This is a genomic window from Klebsiella sp. M5al, assembly GCF_002090195.1.
GTDB classification, from domain to species: domain Bacteria; phylum Pseudomonadota; class Gammaproteobacteria; order Enterobacterales; family Enterobacteriaceae; genus Klebsiella; species Klebsiella grimontii.
The window spans coordinates 1,204,702-1,227,546 of record NZ_CP020657.1; the positions used below are offsets into that span (position 1 = coordinate 1,204,702).

At 51.6% G+C, this 22,845-nt stretch carries 20 protein-coding genes, 1 tRNA gene and 2 pseudogenes; 6 read left to right on the forward strand and 17 right to left on the reverse strand.

Annotated elements, in window-relative coordinates; all coding sequences use genetic code 11:
* Positions 1-19: 19 nt before the first annotated feature.
* Positions 20-1,306 (forward strand): annotated as a pseudogene (gene fabF / locus BWI76_RS05725) (beta-ketoacyl-ACP synthase II).
* Between the two features lie 453 nt (positions 1,307-1,759).
* Here fabF (BWI76_RS05725) and BWI76_RS05730 read toward each other — a convergent pair.
* Complete coding sequence (locus BWI76_RS05730) at positions 1,760-2,506, reverse strand: NADPH-dependent F420 reductase (protein WP_004132583.1); 747 nt, start codon at positions 2,504-2,506, stop codon at positions 1,760-1,762.
* 99 nt (positions 2,507-2,605) lie between these two features.
* Between BWI76_RS05730 and BWI76_RS05735 the strand changes: the two genes are divergently transcribed.
* On the forward strand, positions 2,606-2,974 hold the full coding sequence (locus tag BWI76_RS05735) for a winged helix-turn-helix transcriptional regulator (RefSeq protein WP_004132581.1): 369 nt from the start codon (positions 2,606-2,608) through the stop codon (positions 2,972-2,974).
* Between the two features lie 366 nt (positions 2,975-3,340).
* Positions 3,341-4,579: an IS110 family transposase gene (locus BWI76_RS05745; RefSeq protein WP_004132572.1), complete on the forward strand. Its 1,239-nt coding sequence runs from the start codon at positions 3,341-3,343 to the stop codon at positions 4,577-4,579.
* A gap of 72 nt (positions 4,580-4,651) precedes the next feature.
* Here BWI76_RS05745 and BWI76_RS05750 read toward each other — a convergent pair whose 3' ends face one another.
* From BWI76_RS05750 to BWI76_RS05790, 10 genes and pseudogenes are all read right to left on the reverse strand, one after another.
* A complete protein-coding gene (locus tag BWI76_RS05750; RefSeq protein ID WP_064371563.1) occupies positions 4,652-5,347 on the reverse strand; it encodes a DJ-1/PfpI family protein in 696 nt (231 codons plus the stop codon).
* A 270-nt stretch (positions 5,348-5,617) separates the two neighbouring features.
* A complete protein-coding gene (gene fabF, locus BWI76_RS05755) occupies positions 5,618-6,889 on the reverse strand; it encodes a beta-ketoacyl-ACP synthase II (RefSeq protein ID WP_049085663.1) in 1,272 nt (423 codons plus the stop codon).
* A gap of 97 nt (positions 6,890-6,986) precedes the next feature.
* The gene (locus BWI76_RS05760) at positions 6,987-7,544 is read right to left on the reverse strand and encodes a winged helix-turn-helix transcriptional regulator (RefSeq protein ID WP_024359106.1); all 558 of its coding nucleotides are present in this window, start codon (positions 7,542-7,544) and stop codon (positions 6,987-6,989) included.
* Between the two features lie 1,017 nt (positions 7,545-8,561).
* Positions 8,562-8,822, reverse strand: a complete 261-nt coding sequence (locus tag BWI76_RS05765) for a hypothetical protein (RefSeq protein ID WP_004132560.1) — start codon at positions 8,820-8,822, stop codon at positions 8,562-8,564.
* A 1,039-nt stretch (positions 8,823-9,861) separates the two neighbouring features.
* Complete coding sequence (locus BWI76_RS05770; RefSeq protein WP_004132558.1) at positions 9,862-12,195, reverse strand: primase-helicase zinc-binding domain-containing protein; 2,334 nt, start codon at positions 12,193-12,195, stop codon at positions 9,862-9,864.
* An 11-nt stretch (positions 12,196-12,206) separates the two neighbouring features.
* Positions 12,207-12,527 carry a DUF5375 domain-containing protein gene (locus BWI76_RS05775; protein WP_004098169.1) on the reverse strand — a complete coding sequence of 107 codons (321 nt, stop codon included), beginning with the start codon at positions 12,525-12,527 and terminating at the stop codon, positions 12,207-12,209.
* Positions 12,524-12,751 carry a hypothetical protein gene (locus BWI76_RS05780; RefSeq protein WP_004098168.1) on the reverse strand — a complete coding sequence of 76 codons (228 nt, stop codon included), beginning with the start codon at positions 12,749-12,751 and terminating at the stop codon, positions 12,524-12,526. Before BWI76_RS05780 ends, BWI76_RS05775 begins: the two co-directional genes overlap by 4 nt.
* Positions 12,748-12,942 carry a host cell division inhibitor Icd-like protein gene (locus BWI76_RS28640; RefSeq protein ID WP_004132556.1) on the reverse strand — a complete coding sequence of 65 codons (195 nt, stop codon included), beginning with the start codon at positions 12,940-12,942 and terminating at the stop codon, positions 12,748-12,750. Before BWI76_RS28640 ends, BWI76_RS05780 begins: the two co-directional genes overlap by 4 nt.
* Positions 12,943-12,966: 24 nt before the next feature.
* Positions 12,967-13,299 (reverse strand): annotated as a pseudogene (locus BWI76_RS28645) (ash family protein); the annotation flags it as partial.
* Complete coding sequence (locus BWI76_RS05790) at positions 13,296-13,562, reverse strand: helix-turn-helix transcriptional regulator (RefSeq protein ID WP_004132554.1); 267 nt, start codon at positions 13,560-13,562, stop codon at positions 13,296-13,298. The gene BWI76_RS05790 and the pseudogene BWI76_RS28645, both read right to left, overlap by 4 nt.
* Before the next feature lie 551 nt (positions 13,563-14,113).
* Here BWI76_RS05790 and BWI76_RS05795 point away from each other — a divergent pair.
* From BWI76_RS05795 to BWI76_RS05805, 3 genes are read left to right on the forward strand one after another with little or no spacing between them, the layout of a single operon-like run.
* Positions 14,114-14,851 (forward strand): hypothetical protein, encoded by a 738-nt coding sequence (locus tag BWI76_RS05795; protein WP_004132553.1) that lies wholly within the window; start codon positions 14,114-14,116, stop codon positions 14,849-14,851.
* Positions 14,848-15,093, forward strand: coding sequence for an ogr/Delta-like zinc finger family protein (locus tag BWI76_RS05800; RefSeq protein ID WP_004132551.1), 246 nt, complete (start codon positions 14,848-14,850; stop codon positions 15,091-15,093). Before BWI76_RS05795 ends, BWI76_RS05800 begins: the two co-directional genes overlap by 4 nt.
* Positions 15,094-15,110: 17 nt before the next feature.
* Positions 15,111-15,677: a phage polarity suppression protein gene (locus tag BWI76_RS05805; RefSeq protein WP_004132548.1), complete on the forward strand. Its 567-nt coding sequence runs from the start codon at positions 15,111-15,113 to the stop codon at positions 15,675-15,677.
* Positions 15,678-16,187: 510 nt separating this feature from the next.
* Here the strand turns inward: BWI76_RS05805 and BWI76_RS05815 are convergent.
* The 6 genes from BWI76_RS05815 to proB all read right to left on the reverse strand — a co-directional run bounded on the left by BWI76_RS05815 (position 16,188) and on the right by proB (position 22,839).
* Positions 16,188-16,841, reverse strand: coding sequence for a DUF2290 domain-containing protein (locus BWI76_RS05815; protein ID WP_074168710.1), 654 nt, complete (start codon positions 16,839-16,841; stop codon positions 16,188-16,190).
* A gap of 1 nt (position 16,842) precedes the next feature.
* A complete protein-coding gene (locus BWI76_RS05820) occupies positions 16,843-18,939 on the reverse strand; it encodes a DEAD/DEAH box helicase (protein ID WP_004132544.1) in 2,097 nt (698 codons plus the stop codon).
* Positions 18,936-20,120 (reverse strand): tyrosine-type recombinase/integrase, encoded by a 1,185-nt coding sequence (locus tag BWI76_RS05825; protein WP_004132543.1) that lies wholly within the window; start codon positions 20,118-20,120, stop codon positions 18,936-18,938. Before BWI76_RS05825 ends, BWI76_RS05820 begins: the two co-directional genes overlap by 4 nt.
* Positions 20,121-20,283: 163 nt before the next feature.
* Positions 20,284-20,359 (reverse strand) — tRNA-Thr (locus BWI76_RS05830).
* A 112-nt stretch (positions 20,360-20,471) separates the two neighbouring features.
* Positions 20,472-21,725, reverse strand: a complete 1,254-nt coding sequence (proA, locus tag BWI76_RS05835; protein ID WP_004132541.1) for a glutamate-5-semialdehyde dehydrogenase — start codon at positions 21,723-21,725, stop codon at positions 20,472-20,474.
* A gap of 10 nt (positions 21,726-21,735) precedes the next feature.
* Positions 21,736-22,839, reverse strand: coding sequence for a glutamate 5-kinase (gene proB, locus BWI76_RS05840; RefSeq protein WP_004099297.1), 1,104 nt, complete (start codon positions 22,837-22,839; stop codon positions 21,736-21,738).
* Positions 22,840-22,845: the final 6 nt, after the last annotated feature.

A 22,845-nucleotide genomic window follows, 5' to 3' on the forward strand; every position in this document is an offset into this window, starting at 1 on the left:
GAATGATGAGGATTTAACGATGGCTCTCGAAAGGCGAAAGCGAATAGTCGTAACCGGATGCGGCATGATCGGCCCTCTGGGATGCGATACAGAGATAGCCTGGCGCAGGCTTCTTAAGGGCTAATCGGGGATAAGGCGTCTTTCGCCAGACGTCAGCGACGGAACCGGTGTCGCTGTCGCAGGCCTGGTACCTTCTGTTGTCGAAGATTCGGAAGCCGGCTATGACCCGGAGCGGTTTATACCGACAAAAGAGCGAAAGAAAATGGACCGTTTCATTGAGTTTGCGCTCATGGCGGCCGAGGAAGCGCTGACGCAGGCAGGCTGGCGCCCGGTGGATGATGACTCGCAGCAACGCACAGCAACCATTATCGCATCCGGTGTGGGAGGGTTTGGCGCGATTGCTGATGCGGTAAGGACTACCGATACGCGCGGCCCACGGCGACTATCGCCGTTCACTGCGCCCTCTTTTCTCGCCAATATGGCTGCAGGCCATATCTCGATCCGACATGGTTTCAGCGGGCCGCTTGGCGCGCCGATCACAGCATGTGCGGCTGGCGTGCAGGCGATTGGCGATGCGGCCAGGCTTATCAGAGGCGGCGAAGCTGATATCGCTATTTGTGGGGGGACGGAGGCCGCAATCGATCGCGTTACCCTGGGGTGCTTTGCCGCGGCGCGTGCGCTCTCCACCGGGTTTTCGGAAAACCCGGCTGAAGCGTCAAGACCCTTCGATCGCGATCGGGACGGGTTTGTTATGGCGGAAGGTGCCGGGTTATTAGTGATTGAATCTCTTGAGCACGCGCTTGCGCGCGGCGCGACCCCTCTGGCTGAACTGGTGGGATATGGCACCAGCGCCGATGCATGGCATCTTACCGCCGGGCCGGAAGACGGTAGCGGCGCACGTCGGGCAATTGAACTGGCTTTGGCTCAGGCGCAGGTGAAGGCCGATGAGATCCAGCACATCAACGCCCATGCCACCTCTACGCAGATTGGAGACAAGGGCGAGCTGGCGGCCATCAGGTCTGTGTTCGGTGGGGGATTGGGTGTCGCTATTAGTTCGACAAAGTCTGCCACCGGCCATCTGCTGGGGGCCGCAGGGGGTGTTGAGGCCATATTTACCGTACTTGCCTTACGCGATCAGGTTATACCGCCGACGTTGAATCTGCATCATCCGGATGAGGCGGGGCAGGGCCTGGATCTTGTCGCATTAAAGGCCCGTCCTGCTGCTATAACCTATGCATTATCAAACGGTTTTGGTTTCGGTGGCGTCAATGCGAGTCTTCTGTTTCGTCGCTGGGAAACGACGTGATGGCGTGCCACGACTTAATCATGAAGCGTTTATTGATAAGAGCCCGGGGGAGTCGTTTTTATTTTGGCCATTTGGTTCTTATCATCATAATTCAGCTTTATTTTTTTGTTGTCCGTATCGTCTACAGATCAACGCCTGAATAAAGATATGGGCCTCAGTGCCCAACGCTAATTTCTGCATAATATAATAAAAGCTGTACTATTAACCACTGTCGCCACTGGCAGTGGTTTTTTTTATAGAAAAATATCGGTTAACCCTAAAGTCAAATAATGTCTTATTTGCTGTATAACAGGCATTCTTAGGGCGAGTGGCGATCTTAAAGCGTGGTTCACCTTTTCCAACAATGATTTGCAATGGATTGCTAAGCCAGCTTCTGACCATCGATTCTTCTAAAGAATGTGCATTTTGCCGCCGCTCAGGCAGGCACCGCTTTCGTCATCATCGGCAGCCACGTTATACAGGCCAGTTGATGGCTCGATTATTATCTATGATATCTTCGTGTGTTGGCGCCTCACCCAGCTTACCGAAGCTGGCATAAAGTAAAGGCAGACGGGCCCGTCCTTCTCCCTTTTTCGCCAGGGGGAAAGCGCGAAGCATGGTGGCAGCCTCCCAGTCACAACAATAGGATGGCGTGCACGGCTGCTGACGCCATGATTCAGCGATAGACCCGGAAAATACGGGGTCAAAGCCGGTATCGTTAACCAGGGACATCGTGACCTGTGCTGCGGCTGGATGATCTCCTGCTACTGCGACTGCCAGGCGACCGCGGCTCCCCTCAGGCAGTCCCAGTTCTGCCAGAGAGTCGGCGAGTATATTGTTGAAGGCTTTGATAACGGGATGCCCAATCTGCTCCTGAACCCATTCGCTTTCCGTCCGATCTTCATCCAGCGCAGCAATCTGCGGATCGCGCAGACCTGGATAATAGTTGCTCGTATCAATGACAGGGACATGTGGAGGTAAACCCGAGAAAAACCCATCAGGCAGGCTACTCACCGCCGGGAATGGAATGGACAGAATAACGGCATCTACGTCAGTCACTGCACCATATATGTCCGCCGGCACTGCGTTAATTTCACTGGCAAATTCCCTTACCGCGTCTAAACCGCGTGAATTTGCCACTTTTACCTCATGCCCAGCTTCGCTTAACTTACGTGCAAGCGTACCGCCAATATTGCCTGTACCAATTACGCCGATTCTCATCTTCACTCCTGAAGTCGTTTGCAATAGGGGGTACACTAATCCCTTACTGTGGTAACGACAAGAACACACAAAATAGTGGGTAGCTTACTGGAGGTAAGTATGGAAAGAGACTGGCGTTGTGATATACCTGAACAACGGCTCGTATGGGCGCAGGTTACCAGCGAAGCCCTGAAGATTATTGAAGGTAAATGGAAAACAATCATTTTATGCCAGCTTTTCGCCGCTAAAGTTCCACTGCGCTTTTCTGAGCTTGAACGTAGGATCGAGGGGGTAAATCAAAAGATGCTTATACAGCAGCTTAAGCAGCTGGAAAAAGATGGGATTATATTACGGACGCTTTATCCTGAAGTCCCGCCTCGTGTTGAATACTCCCTCACGGAACTGGGAACAGCACTGGGCCCATCTATGGCGGCATTGATTGAATGGGCCCTGCTGCGTCGGGAAACGCTTGGCCTTGAGCCTGGTTGAGATAATCAGGCCGGTATATCCCGAATTGTTAATATTTTCCGCAATGATCTTCGAGACTTGTTTCGTCATAACCGACGTTCGCTGTCTGCTCTTAGCGGACCTCAAGCTCGGTCAGATGGTCAGCTTAGTGCCAGATATAGTCATTCACACCCTGAGAGTTACACTTTTAAGTGATTCAGGGTATGCGCTTATTGGTTACGAATATTGTGCCAGAATCATGTGATTTGATGATTTCCGCTTTGCTTTCGAGCCAGTAAGTGCTCCACGTTCGCTAACGAATACTCAGGGCATGCAGAAAAACTGCTGACTATATTTCTTTCGAAGAGCGTGGAATGCATACCAATCCCCGATAAAAAGGAGTTGGTGATGACTGCGAAAGATCAGTTTGCTGCTCATGTTGGTTTGGACTGGGCGGATAAAAAACACGATGTCTGCGTTCAGTTTAAAAACGGTGATCGCATATTCCATGTGATTGAACATACGCCTGAGGCACTTGATATCTGGCTCAATGAGTTACACCAGAGGGCGAAAGGCAGGATTGCTATTGCCGTTGAGCTGAAGAAAGGCCCGGTGGTGTATGCACTCCAGAAGTACCCATTTGTCACTGTTTTTCCAGTACACGCGTTGTCACTGGCCCGCTACCGACAGGCTTTCTGGCCCAGCGGTGCGAAGGATGATCCGCAGGATGCTGAGCTGGCATTAGACCTGATGCTACGTTATCCCCACAAGATAAAAGCCATTGAAGCCGACAATCCGGATATCCGATTACTCCAGCAATTAGTTGAGCAGCGCCGACTGCTGGTCGAAGACAAGCGTCGTTTTGTTAATCGGCTCATCAATACGCTTAAGCAGTATTACCCTCAGCCCCTGGAATGGTTCTCCCATCGGGACAGCTCACTGTTCTGCGAGCTAATCATTCGCTGGCCGAGTCTGCAACAACTCAAACGGGCTCGCAGCGATACTGTCCGTAATTTTATGAATGCTAAAGGTGGTCCTGCTGTTGCATATACCGAACAGCGGGTTGCAAGTATTGCCAGCGCTATTCCCCTGACCACAGATAAAACTGTCATCGAGGCAAATGCCTTGATGGCAATAGCACTAGCATCCCAAATCAAACTGACAGGCGACCTAATCAGAACCTACGATGAACGTATTGAATCCTTATTCGATACGCTTCCGGATGCAGAACTGTTCAAATCACTTCCTGGAATGGGACCGTGTATGGGCCCACGGATGCTTGCAGCACTGGGTGATAACCGCGACCGCTTCAACAGCGCCGAAGAAATTCAAAACTACGCTGGCATCGCACCAGTAACCGAGCGAAGTGGTCAAAAATCCTGGGTACACTGGCGTTGGCAGTGCGCGAAGTTCGTCCGACAGACATTCGTGGAATGGACTGCGAAGACGGTTAACTCATCGTACTGGGCCAGACTTTATTACCAGGGCCAGCGAGAAAAAGGGAAATCTCATCAGTCAGCGCTCCGGGCTCTGGCATTTAAATGGATAAGGATCATTTACCGCTGCTGGAAGACCAGAACCCGGTACGACGAAGCGAAATATTTGCTGGCACTGGAAGCGCGAAAGTCGCCCTTACTGAAGCCATAAAAAGCTTGTCGAATGTCTCAGGGCGTGAAGCAGACGTTGAAAATGAAAAGGGAAACGCCTTTCGCTACTCCCTTATTTATGAAGTTTGGCTGCTGCTTTCAACGTAGCTTGCAGTCTCTTTTCAATAAATGGCGCAACTTGTTGCTGGGCTTTTTTTAGTCGTTCTTCAGATGCGGAGCGGGGCGAGCCACAGTTAAAGGGAGGGGCTGGGTCATATTCCATATGCAACTGAATATTTTGTGCAATATCAGATCCGAATATTTCTGATACGACATTGAGGGCAAAATCGATACCTGAAGTCACTCCTGCGCCCGTGATACGGTTGCGGTCACGTACTACGCGCTCATTTACCGGCTCTGCGCCCAACAACTCCAACTGCCCCAGTGAAGCCCAGTGCGTCGTCGCTTTATATCCATCCAGAAGCCCTGCGGCGCCCAGCACAAGCGCTCCGGTGCAAACAGAGGTTATCAGCTTTGCTTGTTTACTTTGAGCCCGGATAAACGAAAGGACTTCTTCATCCTCCATCAGGTTTATCTGGCCAGGCCCTCCGGGGACACAAATTACATCCAGTGCGGGACACGCATTGAATGTGGTGGTTGGTTGAATCGCCATACCGCGATCTGAAACCACAAGGTCCAGGTTTTTCCAGATGAGATGAACCTTTGTATCTGGAGCCCGTGTAAAGACTTCATATGGACCAGTCAAATCAAGCTGAGTAAGAGCAGGGAACAGGAGTAGACCGATTGATATATCTGTGGAATGACTCATAAAAGTCCTTTCTCTAAAAATGATTGTTTCAATAGGTTTGTCAATGCACTGAAGCATGTCTCGACAGGACGAATGCCTGTCTGTTTTGACGAGGGGATCGTAGTGTAACTCATCAAATGATCTTAGCTACCTGTCGCCAGTTGGTCAGGCGAACTTCTTTATGTTTTCTCAAGGATACATTTCTGAGTATTAGTTGGAAATCAGTGACTGAATATTTTGCTCTGGTGGAAGTCCCCCACCGACCTTTCCAGAGGGGGAGCTGAACTATTATTACCAGCGTTTCAGCAGCAGGCTGGCGTTGACACCGCCAAAACCAAAACCGTTCGAAAGCGCATAACGCATCTTCTGTGGGCGGGCCACTAGCGCCACCAGGTTCAGACCTTCCGCGTTTTCATCGGGGTGATGCAGGTTCAGCGTCGGCGGCACCATCTGGTCGCGCAACGCCTGAATGGTGAAAATAGCCTCAATCCCGCCAGCTGCGCCTAATAGATGGCCGGTTGCTGATTTCGTCGAGGTAATGGCGACGGGATGTGCGCCAAACAGTTTTTTAATCGCCGCAAGTTCACCTTTGTCTCCAACCTGAGTCGAAGTGGCGTGAGCGTTGATATGGTCAATCTCTTCTGCTGAGATCCCCGCCTGACGAATGGCCATTTCCATGGCCCGGCGTGCGCCATCACCATCTTCCGGGCCAGCGGTCAAGTGATAAGCATCAGCGCTGGTGCCGTAGCCGACAAGCTCGGCCAGCGGCGTGGCGCCTCGCGCTAGCGCGTGCTCCAGCGACTCAATCACGATAAGCCCGGCACCTTCTCCCATTACAAAACCATCGCGGTCGCGGTCAAAGGGGCGGGAAGCGGCTTCCGGATGGTCGTTGGAGGAGCTGGAAAGCGCCTTTGCTGCAGCAAACCCGGCAAGACTAACACGATGGATTGCCGCTTCTGCACCACCGCAGAGGGCGATATCTGCCTCGCCGCTGTGGATCATCCGTGCAGCATCGCCAATGGCCTGCGCGCCTGCCGCGCAGGCGGTTACCGGCGCGCCTATGGGGCCACGGAAACCGTGGGCGATAGACACATGCCCGGCGGCCAGGTTGGCAAGAAAAGAGGGGATGGTGAACGGAGACAGGCGACGCGGCCCGCGCTCATCCGTCGTATGTACCGCATTGGCGATCTCGCCGAACCCGCCGATCCCGGTGGCAATGACCGTTGCGGTGCGTTCTTGTTCTGTCGCTGATTCAGGCGACCACCTGGCCTGCGTTAGCGCCTCATGCGCGGCAACCAGCGCAAACTCGATAAAGCGATCCATCTTTTTGCGCTCTTTGGCCGGGATGATCGCTAGTGGATCGAAGCCGTGCAACGCATCGTGTTCGATGGACGGAACCAGTCCAGCCACTTTGCAGGGAATATCCGCGACCAACTGCTCGCTAAGCTTTGTAATACCTGACTTCCCTGCCAGCAGAGATTGCCAGACATGCTGTACGCCGCACCCCAGAGGGCTGACAATCCCCATCCCGGTTATGACAATGCGTTTAACTGAAACGCCCATAATCAACTCTCCTGTAATATTAGTGTTCCGGCGGTATTTCCATTAATAGAACCAGCAGCACGGCCATCAAAAAACGATCATGATGAAGGCTCTTTTTTTACTGGCCGGATTCATCGCTGGCATCTCTATAAGACTCGGGTTGGAATTTTTGCCCACTATAACCTTCGCGTTTGCGCTGCAAATATTCGTGACGGTATTTCATCATCGGCGAGGCTGCGGGTCCCGGCACCATGGTGTATTTATCCGGGATAATCTCTTCACCGGTAGCTTTATCGACCAGGATCGGCTCCACGTGCCGCAGGGTTTCACTTTCCACCAATTGCATCTGACGGCCTTCGGGTGCGAAGTTGCGGTTACCCCATTCCGCCAACGCCAGCAGCACCATGCGAAAATCGCGACCGCTTTGCGTGAGGTGGTATTCGTAACGAGGCGGTGTGCTGCTGTAGCAAATCTTCTCCAGTAGTCCATCGTCTACCAGTGACTTCAGGCGGCGCGAAAGAATATTGGGCGCGACGTTACTGCTTTTCTGGAACTCGTCAAAGCGGGTAAAGCCCGCAAAGGCGTCGCGCAGGATCATTATGCTCCAACTGTCACCGATGCGGCCAAGACTACGGGCGATGGGGCAGGGAGCGTGAAAAAGCGGTTCATTTTTCATGGGCAGACCTGAATGAATTGGTGGCTTTCAGAAGCAAATTGACATAGTAACTATCAAAATGCAAGTCACTTAAAAATGTTCTCTTAGCAGGTTCATGGCGCAGTAGTTAAGGTAGACCGCGATATACCAATACAGGGTGGCGATACGGCTTAGCGGAAAGCGGCGGTGTACCGGGCAAGTGCATTGAAAAGTACCGGATGAATATTGATTAAGTCGAGTTACTGCATTCCAAATACAAATGCTGCATCGCGGCAGATAGGTGCAAGCCTGAGTAAACCGGTGGTGAGGGCTGAAACGGCAGCCCTGTGCCAGGAGCATCGATACAATGAATAGCGGGATGCAGCACAGTCACTATCGCTGTTAATAAAAACATGTTTTAAAAAACAGTATTGACCGCAAATCTCAAATAAGTAAATTAGTACTCAGCAGCACAATGAAAGTGGTTAGTAAGTTGCTAAATGAAAAGAAGTTCTGGGTTAAGCCATTTTGCTTTACAGGCCACGAAGTTTGTAGTTTGGGATGTAGTTCGTTTTCAGGCCTCGTAGTGATTGTGCTGATTCGCAAAATGGTAGTGTTAGCGCGACGATGTAAGGCCTTGTTTTTTTAGTTTATGCTGGCGGTTTCGTTTTTTGATGGCAACCGTATCAGTAAAGGGCAACGCATCAAAGAGTATATGTCGCGATGGGTGATGTGCTTGTTTAAGTAGCCACGCTTAGCTCTTGAAAGCGCAGGCAGTGTATAATGAGATATATAGAGGGAGGTTTTTTAGTATTAATGCCCAATATTATCTGTAGTGAACGGGTACATTTGAAAGCAGTATAAATAGCTGTATCATTTTATTAAGTCCATTAATGTTAAATCTGAAGTCTGTAGTACCTTAAAAGCCCTGGCTGCAATGGTCAGGGCTTTTAAGATTACTCATCTCTTTGAATTGTAAGTCTTCCCAACACATTCCTGACGAAATTAATTTTGCTTATCAACTCATATGAGCCAGCGGTTTGGCCAGCCCCCTTAAAGCTATACATCCCACGGATTTGTTTTCATTTTCTTCATTGCATACGCTTGACCATTCACGGTGAAGGTGAGTTTCTCAGTATCGATTACTCCCTCAACCTCTTTGTAGTCGAATGGGAATTTCACTATATTATCGTTAATTTTGTACAAGCCGCCCGGAATGTTCGTGCCCTGTTCGACTTGCAAATAATCTCCTTTGATTGTCCAACGTCCTTCTACGTGGTATCCAATAGCGCTATCGTGCTCATTAAAGTAAATGCTCATGATGATTCCTTACTCTTTGAACTCAGTTTCTTGATCATCAAATTCTCCATTACGAGAGAGTTTGATTGAAAAGCGCTTGAATGTATTGAAAAAGTCTTCCAAAGTTATTTTTACATTTTCTCTTCTTAACTCGCCAGCTTGTTCCACTATAGGTCGTCAGAAGGATCACACCTTATCAGGGTACTGGTGTACCTTTCGGAGCGTGAGCGAAGCGCTGGCAGAGCCGGATCTGTAGCTACCGGGGCATTTACCACTATTCACCTGTTTAGGCGGCACAAGGCCGCACATCGGGCTTAAATGCGTGCGATCAATCTGTTTTGGGATGGTTTAAAGACGTTGGCAGCGTCATCAGCTTCGAGTTGATAGCGGTTCGTGTGGACTGTTCACGCTTTGTGCCTGTTCGAGCTTTACAGCTACAGGCCGCTACGTGCTAACATCCCTGAGTAGCCACTGTTAACCATAGCGGCAACTGTTGGTCATAGAATCCCTTAAAAGAAGATCGTAACTTGAGAGAGAAATACTCTTTAAGTTATTGTTTTTAATGGATTTTGTTGTGTGAGTGCGATAATAGGAATCAACTAATCAAATCAACGCATTGATATATAAGTAAAATTTAAGTTCGATAAATAAAACTATACACATCCCTATACACATCGTCGATGGCGTTCTTTTTTTGAGCTCAATTCCCAGTAAGAAAAAGTTTTTTTGCCTTTAACTGTTCACACTGTTCACCCCCTTGTTTTTCTTTTTAATATCATAGTGATAGATGGTGAACGGTTGGTGAAGAGTGAACAGTCAACTCTTCACCTCAGCGCGTTTCTGGCCTGTTTCCGGCGACCATCACCGCAATACGATGGTGATGAAGGGGGGGTAAAAAGTTTTTTTTGGGTTTAACTGTTCACACTGTTCACCTTTGGTTTTTTATTAATACTTTCATAGTGATACAGGGTGAACATACGGTGAAGGGTGAACAGTGGATTGTTCACCCTTGAGGAAGGGGCAGATACAAAAAGACCGGCGGTTGCCGGTCTGAGACAGGTTAAGTCGCGGTGGGTTCGTCGCACTTCGGCAGCCAGTCGCCGTAGCTTTCTTCTTTCAGCGACAGGTTGGTTTGTATCCCCTGCTTTGTGTGCCGCTTCTCATAGTTCATCCCGTACTCTTTCAGCATCATGGGCAGCCCCAGCCCGAACATTTTCAGGCTGAGCACGTTCCTGTAGCCGTTGGCCTCCATATAGGCCAGATACGCGTGATAGAGATATTTACGGTAATTACGCGGGATGATACTGGCATTGCCAATAAACATCCCGTTGGTCTGCGGCAACATTTCCAGATAGCCGCAAAAATCAAACGTCGGGTCAGCGTCGCGTTTAATACTGAGCGCCTCGTCGGAGTTCTGCTGCGACTGGAGCAGGGCGCGGGCGCTCATCGGGTCGCTGAACTGCTGCATCAACTGGCGCACAATCACGGCCAGCTCGCGGGCGATTTTATCCCTGAGCTGCGGGTCGCGCTCCTCCGGGGCTATCTGCTCCGGGAAGTGGATAATCACCCGGCGACGTGACACGCCCCCGCTGCGGTCGGTGAAGCGCATCGGGTTATTATTCACGGCCAGAATGACCGCCGGAATATGCGTCGAGTACGGGTTCTGGTATTTCGGGTCAACGGAGACCGCATCGCCGCCGGTAATGGCCTTAAGTCCGGCACCGTCACCGCTCCATTTCTCCTGGTCAGGCAGACGAATGAGCGAGAAGCCTATCAGGGAGGCGCGCTTGCGCGGGTCCTCCAGCGTGTCGATGTCGGCTGATGTGGCGTTATCCTCTCCGGCCAGCATCGTGGCGATTTCGGCGAGAATACTTTTCCCGCTGCCGCCGGGGCCGGTGACTTCGAGAAAGAGCTGCCAGTCGTAGCGGTTCGCCAGCACCATAAACAGCGCGGCCAGAATCACGTTACGTTTTGTCGGGTTGCCACTGGCCGCCCGGTCGAGCCAGCGCCAGAAGTTCGGCGCATGGGTCTCCAGTGTTTCCCCTTCTACCGGCGGGGTGAAATCCACGTCGCACAGCGTGCGCAGCCAGTGCGATTTGCTGTGCGGGCTGAACAGGCCGCTTTGGGTATCGAGTACCCCGTTGCGAAAACCAATCAGACGGCGTGCCGGTGCCTCCTGCTGGGGAATAATCAGTTTCAGGGTTTCCACCACCGACGCAATTCTCCCCGATGAGAACGGGGCGCGCAGCCGCTGGAACAGTCCGGCCACATCGCGGGCAAAGTCAGACGGCGGAATTACCTTCCAGATGCCGTTTTCATAGCGGGACAGGAGCTGGCCGTTGGCGTCCACGGCCAGCGCTTCGCCGTAATGTTCATGCACCCGCATTGCCTTATCGCTGGCGCTCATGGCGGTAAATTCCGCCTCGCTCATGGTGTCAAACGGGCTTTGTGCCCGTGGGCGGATGGCGGCATAAATGGCTTTCCGCGTGGCGTCTTCCCCCTTCAGCATCACCGCATCATTCCAGTCACCGAACACCGGCGGCAGGGCAACAATGCCCTCACAGCCCTGAGCGGCCGCAGCGGCTTTAGTCTGGCCGGTGCCGTTCAGGTCACGGTCGGCGGCGAGGATAATCTGACAGGCCGGGTGCTTGCTGCGGGCAAGGCTCGCCAGAGAAAGAAGGTTCACGGACGACAGCGCCACCATGACGGTTTCGCCGGTCAGGTGATGCACGGTAAGGGCCGTGGCATAGCCCTCCGCTATCCACAGACGTTTCCCGGCCTGTTTTTTCCCTTCGATAGTGTGGCTCGCTCCTTTTACCGCGCCGCCTTTCAGGGTGCGCTTGAGCCCCTCAGCATTAATAAGCTGGAGGTTAACCAGCGTGCCGGACTCGTCATACAGCGGCACCACCACATCACCGGCGCGGTAGGCCACGCCGCCGGTTTTGTGAGACGCGGTCAGCGTCAGACACTCACGACCGGCAAAGCCCTTGCGGGTCAGGTAAGCGTTGCCGGTGGCCGGGCGGGTTTTCTCCAGCAGTCTGACGGCCAGCGCGGCTGCTGCTTTGCGGTCGGCTTCAGTCTCAGCCTCTGCGGCTGCTGTCACCTTCGGGGCCACCGGTGGCAGGTGGCCGGTGACGGCGTTCACCTTCCCGGCAGCCTCGGATGCCGACACGCCGAATACCTTCTCAACCAGTTTCAGGCCGTCACCGGCGCCGCACTGGTTACAGAACCATGTGCCGCGCCCCTCTTTATCGTCAAAGCGGAAACGGTCAGCGCCGCCACACACCGGGCAGGCCTGATGGCGGTTTTTTATCACTTTCATTCCCAGCGCCGGGAGAATGCGCGGCCAGTGGCCGCACGCCTGTTTTACGGTGTCCGTTACGTTCATTTTCATGGTTTTCTCCCTCAGTGCAGTACAGGCGATGTGATATGGCGGGCGCAGAGCTCATCCATCACGGCGAGCCCGAGGAAGGACAGCGACGGGGCGGCTTTCAGTGGCCCGGCCTCCATCAAATCTTCCAGCAGCGCACAGGCAATCAGACGGCCTTTTTCCTCGCCGTGCTGGCGCAGGTAGAAGCCCTCCAGCTCGGCAGCGATGGCGCTTTCCAGCGCGTCGAGGGTGAGGTGGGGATAGCGGTGCTGACGTTCGCACAGGGTCAGCCAGGCACAGGCGACAGCGCGGCGATACAGGGCAGCGCGCAATACGGGCGGTAATGGCGTTTTCATACGTTGCCCTCCCCGGTGAACCAGCGGTGATTACAGCGCTCGACCACGCCGTCGAGCTGGGCGGTCATCAGGTAAATCACGGAGGTAAGCTGTAACTGCTGGGTCGGGTCACGACGCAGGGAGGTGCAGTCCTGCACCTGCATCAGCTCGCCGACGAACTGGCCGACGTTACGCAGGTGCTCCAGGCATTCGAGGTCTTTGACGGTGATGGCGGGCTGTTTCATGCGCGCACCTCCGCCACCGGCAGACGCCCGGCAAACGAGAGGACGTAATCGCGAACGAGGGAAAGGCGTGCGGCGTGTTCATCCCCGGCGACGGCGCGGAGCATACAGATACGGGGCTGGCGGTCTGCGCGACGAACGGCGGCAAACACAAAGACAAACTGCGGGTGTGACGGGGTGAGGGTTGTAGCCATAGGGGCAGCCTCCAATAAGTAGCGGTAATTGCCACCACCGGAGTTCCTACGCTCATGGGTGGTGACCCGAACGGGGGTAGGAATACCGGCCTTATTGGAAACCGGCCAGCCCGAAGGCTGCCCCGCCCGGACCACCATTATCTGACAGGGGCTATGGAATAAGCACCACAGCCCGAAAAATGGGTGTGCCTGAGCAACGACGTAAAAAAAGACGCATGGCGCGTCTGGTGTCGCCAATAAGTAACTCGGGTTCCTACGCCCGGCTGCCGATTTTGCGACAGCGACAAAACTATACCTGGAAACGGCGAAGGGAAGCAAGCCAGAAAAAGGGGCTTTTTGCGGAACGGGCATCATCATGCGTCATAGCCCCGGTTGCGTTCAGCGATACGGTCGGCCATCCACCCGGTGATTTCCGACTGCGCCCACGCCACGTTTTTTCCGCCGAGCGAGATTTGTTTCGGGAAAGCCTCCCGGCTGATGAGGTCGTAAATCGTGGAGCGGGACAGCCCGCACAGATGCATCACTTCGGGCAGGCGAATAAAGCGCTCCTGAACGGCATCAGAAACCGGCATCAGCGGCGCGGCAGGGGCAGAAGACGGGGAAGAAAAAGCGGTGTGCATCGGGCTACCTCATAAAGTCCATACAGTGCCGGTCGTGTCCGTCCGGCCTCGGGTAGCTCTCTATTTTGTGAATATTTTCTCTGAGGGCAACAAGTCATTTTGTGGTGTCTCACCACACAACAGGCTAATTTTTAATCAAAAAAAGGTGCTGGCCTATATTGGCCATTATTGACCGTTATTGGCCATTGTTGGCAAAGCGATTAATTACTAAATGGAATTTTAAATTAATTATTTATCCCAAATAATTCTAAGTATCTCAAAAACGGTCAGCGGTTAATAAATAGCCAGGGTGAACAGACGGTGAACAGTCATCCTCTCAACTGTTCACCCTTTATCTTACTGTATTACTTATATTTTTTCTTATGGTGAACAGTGGTGAATAGTTAACAGTAAAAAAACAAACGGTGAGTATGCTTTTCCTGAGACCTTTCTCTGGCAAGCCGGGGTTTTGACGTCCTGTTTGTGCCAGAACTGCCACAACCGCAACAGGTCGTGTTGTTGTGTGTGCCACGGCAGAATCACCTCATGTTGAAACCACGAGGAAACCTGCCATGACCGACAACACCTTTATCCCTGATTACCTGAAACCGGCGCTGGAGCGGCTGGCCGCAGCCAGAGAGGCCCATCTTGAACAGGCCCGCCGGATGGAGGACACCCTGACGGCCATCACCCGCGCGGAGGAGCAGAAAGCAGAGCTGGAACAGGACAACGGCAGCGACACCCGCACCTGGCGCGCCGCTTTCCGCGCCGGGGGCGCCATGCTGACCGATGAGCTGAGAAGCGGCCATATCGAACGCGTGGCCCGCCGGGAGCTGGCGCAGGAATGTGGCAACCTGACCGACGTGCTGGCCTTTGAACGTGACCAGCTGAAAGCCACCTGCAACAGCACCGCACGGGCATTCCGCCAGGCGCATCATGCTGTGCTGAGTAAATATGCTGAGGAAGAGCTTAACCGCGCGCTGAATGACACCCTCGGGCCACTGGTCCGGGCGATGGTGCTGAAAGCAGAGGTGATGGAAAATCCGCTGGCCAACACCACCGGCCATCAGGGGTACACCGAGCCGGAGAAGGAGGTTATGCAGCAGGTGGTCACCTTCCTGACCGGGAAAGTGAGCGCCTTCTCTGTCACGCCAGCCGATGAGCCAGTGCTCTCCCTGACCGGCTTCCCGGTCGTTGCGCTTCCGCATATGGACCATGACGCCGCCAGCACACCCGGCGAGCGTAAAGTCTGGCAGGAGAAAATGCGTCAGCGCGAGGCTGACCTGAAAGCGCGGGGGCTGCTGCCATGATGCACTGTCCGTTCTGCAAAAAGTCGGCGCATACCCGTACCTCCCGCTATCTGTCGGAGAACGTCAAACAGCGCTACCACCAGTGCACCAATATTGACTGCTCGGCGACGTTCCGCACCACTGAAGCTATCGACGAGGTTATCCGTCCTCCGGCGGAGAAAACGCCGCCTGTCGCGGAGCCGGTCACACCTCCGGCACCCCGTAAAGTGCAGGGCTGCTACAGCTCGCCATACCGCCATTAATCAGGGGAGAACTGACCATGACCGCCATTACGCTACAGCAGGCCTTTGAGGCCTGTCAGAATAACAAAACCGCCTGGCTGGACCGTAAAGCCGAACTGGCGGCCGCAGAGCAGGAATACCGCGAGCAGATGCTGGCCGGGGATGAACGTATCCCGGCAATTATGCAGGAACTGCGCGACATTATGGACGTCAAAAAATGGGAGATTAATCAGGCCGCCGGGCGCTATATCCGCTCCCATGAAGCGGTCCAGCGCATCAGTATCCGCAACCGGCTGAATGATTTTATGCAGGCACACGGCACAGAACTGGCCGCCACGCTCGCCCCGGAACTGATGGGACTCAGCCAGCAGCCCGCACTCCTGACCGGCCATGCGCTCGACCGTTCGGCCCATTACCTGCGCGAAGCGCTGTCCGTGTGGCTGAGTACCGGTGAAGAAATTAATTATGCCGCACAAGACAGCGATATTTTAACGGCCATCGGATTCAGGCCTGACGCGGCTTCGCGGGTGGATAATCAGGAAAAATACACCCCCGCACAGAGCCTGATTTATTCCCGCCGGCGCACGGAACTGGCCGGCAGGTAGCCCCGCCAAAAATCCCCGAAAATACCGCTATTTTTCCCGAATTAAGCCATGCATCCACAGGGTGCATGGTTTTGCATGCGCTTTCCCGTCCCGTCACTCCCTTCGCAGCCCTGTCCCGGCGCGGCCTGAGCCCCCCGATGCACCTGCATGAAAACCGACCCACGAAGCGGGCAGGCGAGGCGGGGAAAGCACTGCGCGCCAGCGGTAAAGTATTTATTTAATGATATTTAATTTCGCGGCCTGAGCGCGTCGCTGCGCTGCGCGGGTTCGTGGGAGTGTTGGTGGGTGGTGCGGTGCTGTTCGAGGGCGTGACAAACCTCTGAAAGGGCGGTGATGGGCAAGAAATGTCCCTGAAGGGGGATCATTTCGATGTAGAAGTTTTTTTAAGTCACTCACCCCCTGCTATTGAATACAATTGATGTACTCATACCGATACCGTCCTTTTGACCACACCTAAACGTTCATGAAAACCGCTAGGTGTGAAGAGGAGGGAATGGTGTGCGACTTGCTTTACCATATATTAAAATGAAGGATTTTTTCCTCCTCAGGGAGTATTGTTCTTGTGTGTAAGAAATTTTTCTGGCTATGTTCAATAGAAACGAAAGCTGTATTGTAAAAAGAGCGTAGTATGAAATTAGTGAAGCTCACAGGACAAAGTGGAGCCGCTAATGGGATTCGACAATTCTTATATTGCCCTAAGGTCAAATGTGATGCCGGATGTTCAATGCATTCAGCATCCTCAGGCGCATAATCAAATCGCAAAGGGACTGGTAGGATATTTTTGTTTATCACTTCTGAGTAAAAGTGACTCTCATCTAAAAATAGCTCTGGATCATTTTGGAATGACTCAAAATGAGGGGCTGGATAATAAGCTAATGTATGCTTTTCTAATACTCCCCGCCCAACAAAGCGATATTTGTAATGAATTAATCCACCATCAAGCATTTTAATGGAATATTGATCCTTTTCATCTAAGAACTCATACATTTCTTTATATGATACATCTCTGAGGGCCTTGGAAACATCACTATAGCCTTTATAAACTACATTTACATGATCCCCTTTATTTTCAACGCGCGAAAAATTTTGTGAATCAGCAAGCCCCACTGTCATCAAATGACGAGTAATTTTATTGATTGCATCACACGTTTCATCCGGCGTCATTTCAACCTCCCATCAATTTTCTAATTAATTGCTCTCTAACTTCTAATGGGATATCTTCGATATTAACTGTTCCATCATCTAATAATATATTTAAATTTGCAGCGCTTCTCTTAGCTTCATTGACACGACGGCGCTCGGCTGAGGTCATATCTCTATTTACAACCCTCATTGTCTCTCGCTCCGCAGTCGTAGGATATATGAAACTTAAACGAAAACCATTTTGTTTTACAGTTTCAAACTCACTTTTTAGCTCTTGAAAATACTGACCTACACCACATACTCTCAACCAAGCTTTAGTGCGGGTCATTGCTGTAAAGAGTATATTCCTACGCCATGCTCTCCTATTGCTTGCATTGCAATATTGTCCATCCATGATATATACCATAGCAGCTTCATTACCTTTTGCTCTAAAAATGGATGTAAATGTAACGCTATCATCGGAAAAGAATTCATCAGGAGAGCTTGTCACTCCGGCTATAGAAGAATTTATTCCGGCATCAAAAAGCAACCCACGTAGATAGCCAACTTCAGTGCGCATTTTCTGAGTGTCAGGATGGATTACCAAAATATCACTAAACAGGAGCTCTTCCTGTGTGACATTTTTTATTATTTCTTGGGCTATCCAATCGGATTGATTTTTTTTATTGTCAAAATCAACAAAACTAATAATGTCATCAATGCTATTATGGCCACTAAGCAAGGATGGGCTAGACTTTTGAGTCCTGCCAAGTACAACTCTTTCACCTTCAGCTAATTTACCGTCTAGAACCTCATATCCGATTTCTTGCCAAAGGCCTTCATAATCAAACATTTGAATCATTGGGTTATGATAGATACCAAAACCTAATGCATGAGCTGAAGATAGGACTGCACCAGGATTTCTGTAACATATATCTAGGGTCACATCTTGCTCTTTGGATTGGAATGTAACATTTGGTTGTCCGTTCTCATCCATCCCCCATATATCTTCAGGTGAGGGCATCGATCTGTCACTTAAACTTTGTAACTCATCATAAGCATATACAAGTCTCTTATTATCATCTAATAATGAATAGCAAATTTGTAGGAATTCTGATGAAAAGTCCTGAGCTTCGTCAACCAAAATAAAATCATATAATTTAATATCTTTGTTTTTATTTTCAAGAAAATCTCTGCAAACCGCTTGAAATATCTCTTCATCAAATTTTTTTATTGCTTTTGCACTACTTAGATCATGGAACTTAATATTGTGAGCTAAACAAGCCTCATAGTATAATCCTTTAGATGATGTTCCACCCCAAGCATGAATGATATCAATTTTTTTCCAATCAATTCCATCTTCATCAGAAAATGTTTCAATAAGATTTTTGAATTGCTCTTTTAGAGATCTGCTATTGAATGTGACTGCAATTTTCCAATCAGGTTTTTGTGAATGAATATGTGCAACTTTCCTTGCCAATACAATTGTTTTACCAGAACCAGCAAGGCCTCTAATTCTTTGAACACCATCAATATTTTCTAAAACAGCTCTTAATTGACAAGGATCTAGCACGGACAGCATATTATCAAGTTTTTTCAGTACGCTGCCTTTTGATTCGCTGTTTTCAACTGAGTTTCTTTTTTTTGTATTTTTCAGTTTAGAAAGGGATTGAATATTAGATAATAAAACATTTAAACTCTCTGGGTAATTCCATTTAACATCAGATAAAGAGTTGGTGATGTCATCTAATGCGTTAATAAATAAAACATCCTCACCAGAAAATGTTTCACTATTTTTTACATTAGGACAATAAACAATTGTATTTATTGGGACATGTAGAGTCCTATTAACTCTAAGGAGTTTTACTTCACCCAATTTACTTTTAAATTTCATGTGGATTTGGTCTATAGAATCTAAATAGTCTTCATTGACCTCAGTTTCTTCCATGACATGACAAATTACTACGCCGAGTTCTGGAGAACACAACAGCCCATTTAGCTTGAGAGTACTATCTGCTAGGTATACTACAGGAAACCCTCTAAAATATTGTCCTGATATGTTTTTTTTCGCAGCTAAAGCTGCTTCAAACATCCTAATAAGGGCGATATTACCTGATTCAATCCCAAAAAAATCGATCATAAGTGACCCTCATTTAAATTTAAAATCATATTTGCATAAACCTGCATCATTTCTTTCCTTTGTGAAATGTAATTTGCATGATTATAAGTACCTCTAATATAATTTTTATCAATATGTGCCAACTGGATTTCAATCCAAGCACTATTATAATTTTGGTCATGCAGAATTGTCGACATAGTATGCCTAAAACCATGCCCAGTAACTTTTCCACCATAACCAATGCGTTTGATGACCTGATTTATACTTGCTTCACTCATAGGCTTGTTCGGATCATTCCGCCCCGGAAAAACATAACGATAGTTACCTGTCATCATCTTGAGTTCATTAAGTAAATCTAACGCTTGAGTCGATAATGGCACAAGATGTGACCTGCGCATTTTCATTCTTTCAGCAGGAATTTCCCAGATAGCGTTATCTAGATCAAATTCTGACCACAATGCAGCACGCAATTCGATGGTTCTCACACCCGTAATCATGAGTAATTTCGTAGCAATCTGGACCAGCCGACTCCCTGTGTAACTGTGTAAGGCACGAAGAAAATCTGGTAGCTCATCAGCTTTTAGGAACGGGAAATGATTGGATTGATGTACTTCGAGGGCGCTAGAGAGATCTGCAGCAGGATTAAATTCAGCTCTCCCAGTAGCTATGGCATAACGAAACACTTCTGAACAACGCTGTCGCACTTTGCGCATCTTCTCTAACGCCCCGCGTTTTTCAATTTTACGCAGCACATTAAGCAGTTCTAGCGGTTTTATTTCACCGATGGGTCTTGTCCCCACATACGGGAAAATGTCGTTTTGAAACGCTTCCATGATATCTGACGCATATCCTGCCGACCATTTGGCGGACTTCATCTGATGCCACTCTGTAGCTATCTTTTCGAACGCACTTTCGGATTCCGTTTGCAAAGCGATCTTCTGCTCTTTTCGAACTTCACTCGGGTTCTTTCCTTCCGCGACCAGTTTTCGGGCATCATCACGACGAGAGCGAGCATCGGCAAGGGTAATCGTCGGATACACGCCAAGCGAGATCATTTTGGGCTTACCGGCATAGCGATAGCGGAATCGCCAGCTCTTGCTTCCATTAGGCTCTATAAGTAATGACAAGCCTTGCCCATCTCCAAGTGTATAGGCTTTAGCTTCAGGCTTAGCGCGGCGAATCTGCATATCGTTTAAAGGCATGTGTATAGGAATCCAAGACCGAACAGGAACATATACACAATCCTATACACATTCAGTATCAGATTCTACTGGATGGTTACGGACAATGATGGACTGAAAATCAGTAAAATCTTTATAAATCATGGTGTTTATGGATGAATACGGACGTTTGGGGAAGTTGAGATGGTGCCGATAATAGGAGTCGAACCTACGACCTTCGCATTACGAATGCGCTGCTCTACCAACTGAGCTATATCGGCCCTGCAAGACGTGCTGACGAGCGTAAGCACGGGATAGAAGGTTAAAACTAAGTGAGTGATGCGTCAATGCCCTTGCGAATCAAACGGCTACTTTTGCATCACCCAATTAGCATTAAGCACGAATGGTATCGTCGCCGAAACCAATCCACTTATAGGTCGTCAGGGCTTCCAGGCCCATCGGGCCGCGCGCGTGCAGCTTCTGGGTGCTGACCGCCACTTCCGCGCCGAGGCCGAACTGGCCGCCGTCGGTAAAGCGGGTAGAGGCGTTGACGTACACCGCCGAGGAGTCCACCTCGTTGATAAAGCGGTTCGCGTTGCCCAAGGTGCGCGTCAGGATGGCGTCGGAATGCTGGGTGCCGTGCTCGCGAATATGCGCTACCGCTTCATCCTGGTCGGCCACCACCTTCACGTTCAGATCCAGCGACAGATACTCATTGTCATACTGCTCCGCTTTCACCGGTTCTACGCTGGCCGGGCCGTTTTGCAGCGCGGGCAGGGAGGCCGCATCGGCGTGCAGGCTGACGCCGCTTTCCGCCATCTGTTTGCTCAGCGCGGGCAAGAAGCGTTCGGCGATATCCTGATGCACCAGCAGCGTTTCGACCGAGTTACAGGCGCTCGGGCGCTGCACTTTGGCGTTAACGATAACCTTCAGCGCTTCGGCAACGTCGGCGGAGTGGTCAATATAGATATGGCAAACGCCGATACCGCCGGTGATCACCGGGATCGTCGACTGCTCGCGGCACAGCTTGTGCAAACCTGCGCCGCCGCGCGGGATCAGCATATCGATATACTTATCCATCTTCAGCATCTCGCCGACCAGCGCGCGATCCGGACTCTCAATCGCCTGCACGGTGGCCGCCGGTAAGCCGCACTCCTGCAGCGCCTGCTGAATCACTTTCACCGTGGCGGCGTTGGTGCGCCAGGTCTCTTTGCCGCCGCGCAGAATCGCCGCGTTGCCGGTTTTCAGGCACAAAGAGGCGACGTCGACGGTCACGTTCGGACGGGCTTCGTAAATCACGCCCACTACGCCCAGCGGCACGCGGCGTCGCTCAATGCGCAGGCCGCTGTCGAGCAGGCCGCCGTCGATCACCTGACCGACCGGGTCAGCCAGGCTGCAGACCTGACGAACATCGTTAGCAATCCCGCTCAGGCGCGCCGGGTTGAGCGCCAGGCGATCGAGCAGCGCCTCGCTTAAACCGTTGGCGCGCGCTTCCGCCAGATCTTCAGCGTTCGCGCGCAGGATCGCGTCGGTCTGCGCTTCAAGATAGTCGGCAATCTTTTCCAGCACCTGGTTCTTTTCGCGGCTGGAAAGCTGCGCGAGTTTATACGAGGCCGCTTTGGCAGCAATGCCCATTTGTTCCAGCATTTTCAGCTCCTTAACGGATAATCATGTCGTCACGGTGGACGGCGACCGGGCCGTATTCATAGCCCAGAATGGCATCGATCTGCTGCGAGTGCTGCCCGGCGATGCGGCGCAGCGCATCGCTGTTATAGCGGCTGACGCCGTGGGCGATATCGCGGCCTTCAAGGCTGCGAATGCGGATCACTTCGCCGCGCGAGAAGTTGCCGGTGATGGTTTTAATCCCTTTCGGCAGCAGGGAGCTGCCGCGTTCGAGAATCGCCTGGGTCGCGCCGGCGTCCACGGTAATTTCGCCCGCCGGCGGCGCGCCGAAAATCCAGCGCTTACGGTTTTCCAACGGCGACTCCTGGGCGTGGAAGCGGGTGCCAACGGAAACCCCTTCCATCACGTCGCCAATCACGCCCGGACGGCTACCGGCGGCGATGATCGTGTCGATGCCCGCGCGGCAGGCGACGTCGGCGGCCTGCAGCTTGGTACCCATACCGCCGGTACCTAAACCCGATACGCTGTCGCCCGCGATCGCGCGCAGGGCGTCATCGATACCGTACACGTCTTTAATCAGCTCGGCCTGCGGGTTGTTGCGCGGGTCGGCGGTAAACAGGCCCTGCTGATCGGTCAGCAGCAGCAGTTTATCTGCGCCCGCGAGAATCGCCGCCAGTGCCGAAAGATTATCGTTATCACCGACTTTAATCTCGGCGGTCGCCACGGCGTCATTTTCATTAATCACCGGCACGATGTTGTTATCCAGCAGCGCGCGCAGGGTATCGCGGGCGTTAAGGAAACGCTCGCGGTCTTCCATATCGGCGCGGGTCAGCAGCATCTGGCCGACGTGAATGCCATAAATAGAAAACAGCTGTTCCCACAGCTGGATAAGACGGCTCTGGCCAACCGCCGCCAGCAGCTGTTTGGACGCGATGGTCGCGGGCAGTTCCGGGTAGCCGAGGTGCTCACGTCCGGCGGCGATCGCCCCGGAGGTCACTATCACAATTCGGTGGCCCATCGCGTGCAGCTGTGCGCACTGGCGCACTAATTCAACGATATGGGCGCGGTTCAGGCGGCGGGATCCGCCCGTTAAAACACTGGTGCCCAGTTTTACCACCAGCGTCTGGCTATCACTCATGATTCT

Excerpts from the sequence above, each read along its gene's own strand:
- BWI76_RS05790 (WP_004132554.1), bottom strand. The coding sequence starts at position 13,562 with ATGCACACCGCTTTTTCTTCCCCGTCTTCTGCCCCTGCCGCGCCGCTG.
- BWI76_RS05735 (WP_004132581.1), top strand. The coding sequence starts at position 2,606 with ATGGAAAGAGACTGGCGTTGTGATATACCTGAACAACGGCTCGTATGG.
- BWI76_RS05800 (WP_004132551.1), top strand. The coding sequence starts at position 14,848 with ATGATGCACTGTCCGTTCTGCAAAAAGTCGGCGCATACCCGTACCTCC.
- fabF (WP_049085663.1), bottom strand. The coding sequence starts at position 6,889 with ATGGGCGTTTCAGTTAAACGCATTGTCATAACCGGGATGGGGATTGTC.
- BWI76_RS05825 (WP_004132543.1), bottom strand. The coding sequence starts at position 20,120 with ATGCCTTTAAACGATATGCAGATTCGCCGCGCTAAGCCTGAAGCTAAA.
- BWI76_RS05745 (WP_004132572.1), top strand. The coding sequence starts at position 3,341 with ATGACTGCGAAAGATCAGTTTGCTGCTCATGTTGGTTTGGACTGGGCG.
- BWI76_RS05805 (WP_004132548.1), top strand. The coding sequence starts at position 15,111 with ATGACCGCCATTACGCTACAGCAGGCCTTTGAGGCCTGTCAGAATAAC.
- BWI76_RS05795 (WP_004132553.1), top strand. The coding sequence starts at position 14,114 with ATGACCGACAACACCTTTATCCCTGATTACCTGAAACCGGCGCTGGAG.
- BWI76_RS05760 (WP_024359106.1), bottom strand. The coding sequence starts at position 7,544 with ATGAAAAATGAACCGCTTTTTCACGCTCCCTGCCCCATCGCCCGTAGT.
- BWI76_RS05770 (WP_004132558.1), bottom strand. The coding sequence starts at position 12,195 with ATGAAAATGAACGTAACGGACACCGTAAAACAGGCGTGCGGCCACTGG.
- BWI76_RS05780 (WP_004098168.1), bottom strand. The coding sequence starts at position 12,751 with ATGAAACAGCCCGCCATCACCGTCAAAGACCTCGAATGCCTGGAGCAC.
- BWI76_RS05775 (WP_004098169.1), bottom strand. The coding sequence starts at position 12,527 with ATGAAAACGCCATTACCGCCCGTATTGCGCGCTGCCCTGTATCGCCGC.
- BWI76_RS28640 (WP_004132556.1), bottom strand. The coding sequence starts at position 12,942 with ATGGCTACAACCCTCACCCCGTCACACCCGCAGTTTGTCTTTGTGTTT.
- BWI76_RS05815 (WP_074168710.1), bottom strand. The coding sequence starts at position 16,841 with ATGACGCCGGATGAAACGTGTGATGCAATCAATAAAATTACTCGTCAT.
- proA (WP_004132541.1), bottom strand. The coding sequence starts at position 21,725 with ATGCTGGAACAAATGGGCATTGCTGCCAAAGCGGCCTCGTATAAACTC.
- BWI76_RS05820 (WP_004132544.1), bottom strand. The coding sequence starts at position 18,939 with ATGATCGATTTTTTTGGGATTGAATCAGGTAATATCGCCCTTATTAGG.
- BWI76_RS05765 (WP_004132560.1), bottom strand. The coding sequence starts at position 8,822 with ATGAGCATTTACTTTAATGAGCACGATAGCGCTATTGGATACCACGTA.
- proB (WP_004099297.1), bottom strand. The coding sequence starts at position 22,839 with ATGAGTGATAGCCAGACGCTGGTGGTAAAACTGGGCACCAGTGTTTTA.
- BWI76_RS05750 (WP_064371563.1), bottom strand. The coding sequence starts at position 5,347 with ATGAGTCATTCCACAGATATATCAATCGGTCTACTCCTGTTCCCTGCT.
- BWI76_RS05730 (WP_004132583.1), bottom strand. The coding sequence starts at position 2,506 with ATGAGAATCGGCGTAATTGGTACAGGCAATATTGGCGGTACGCTTGCA.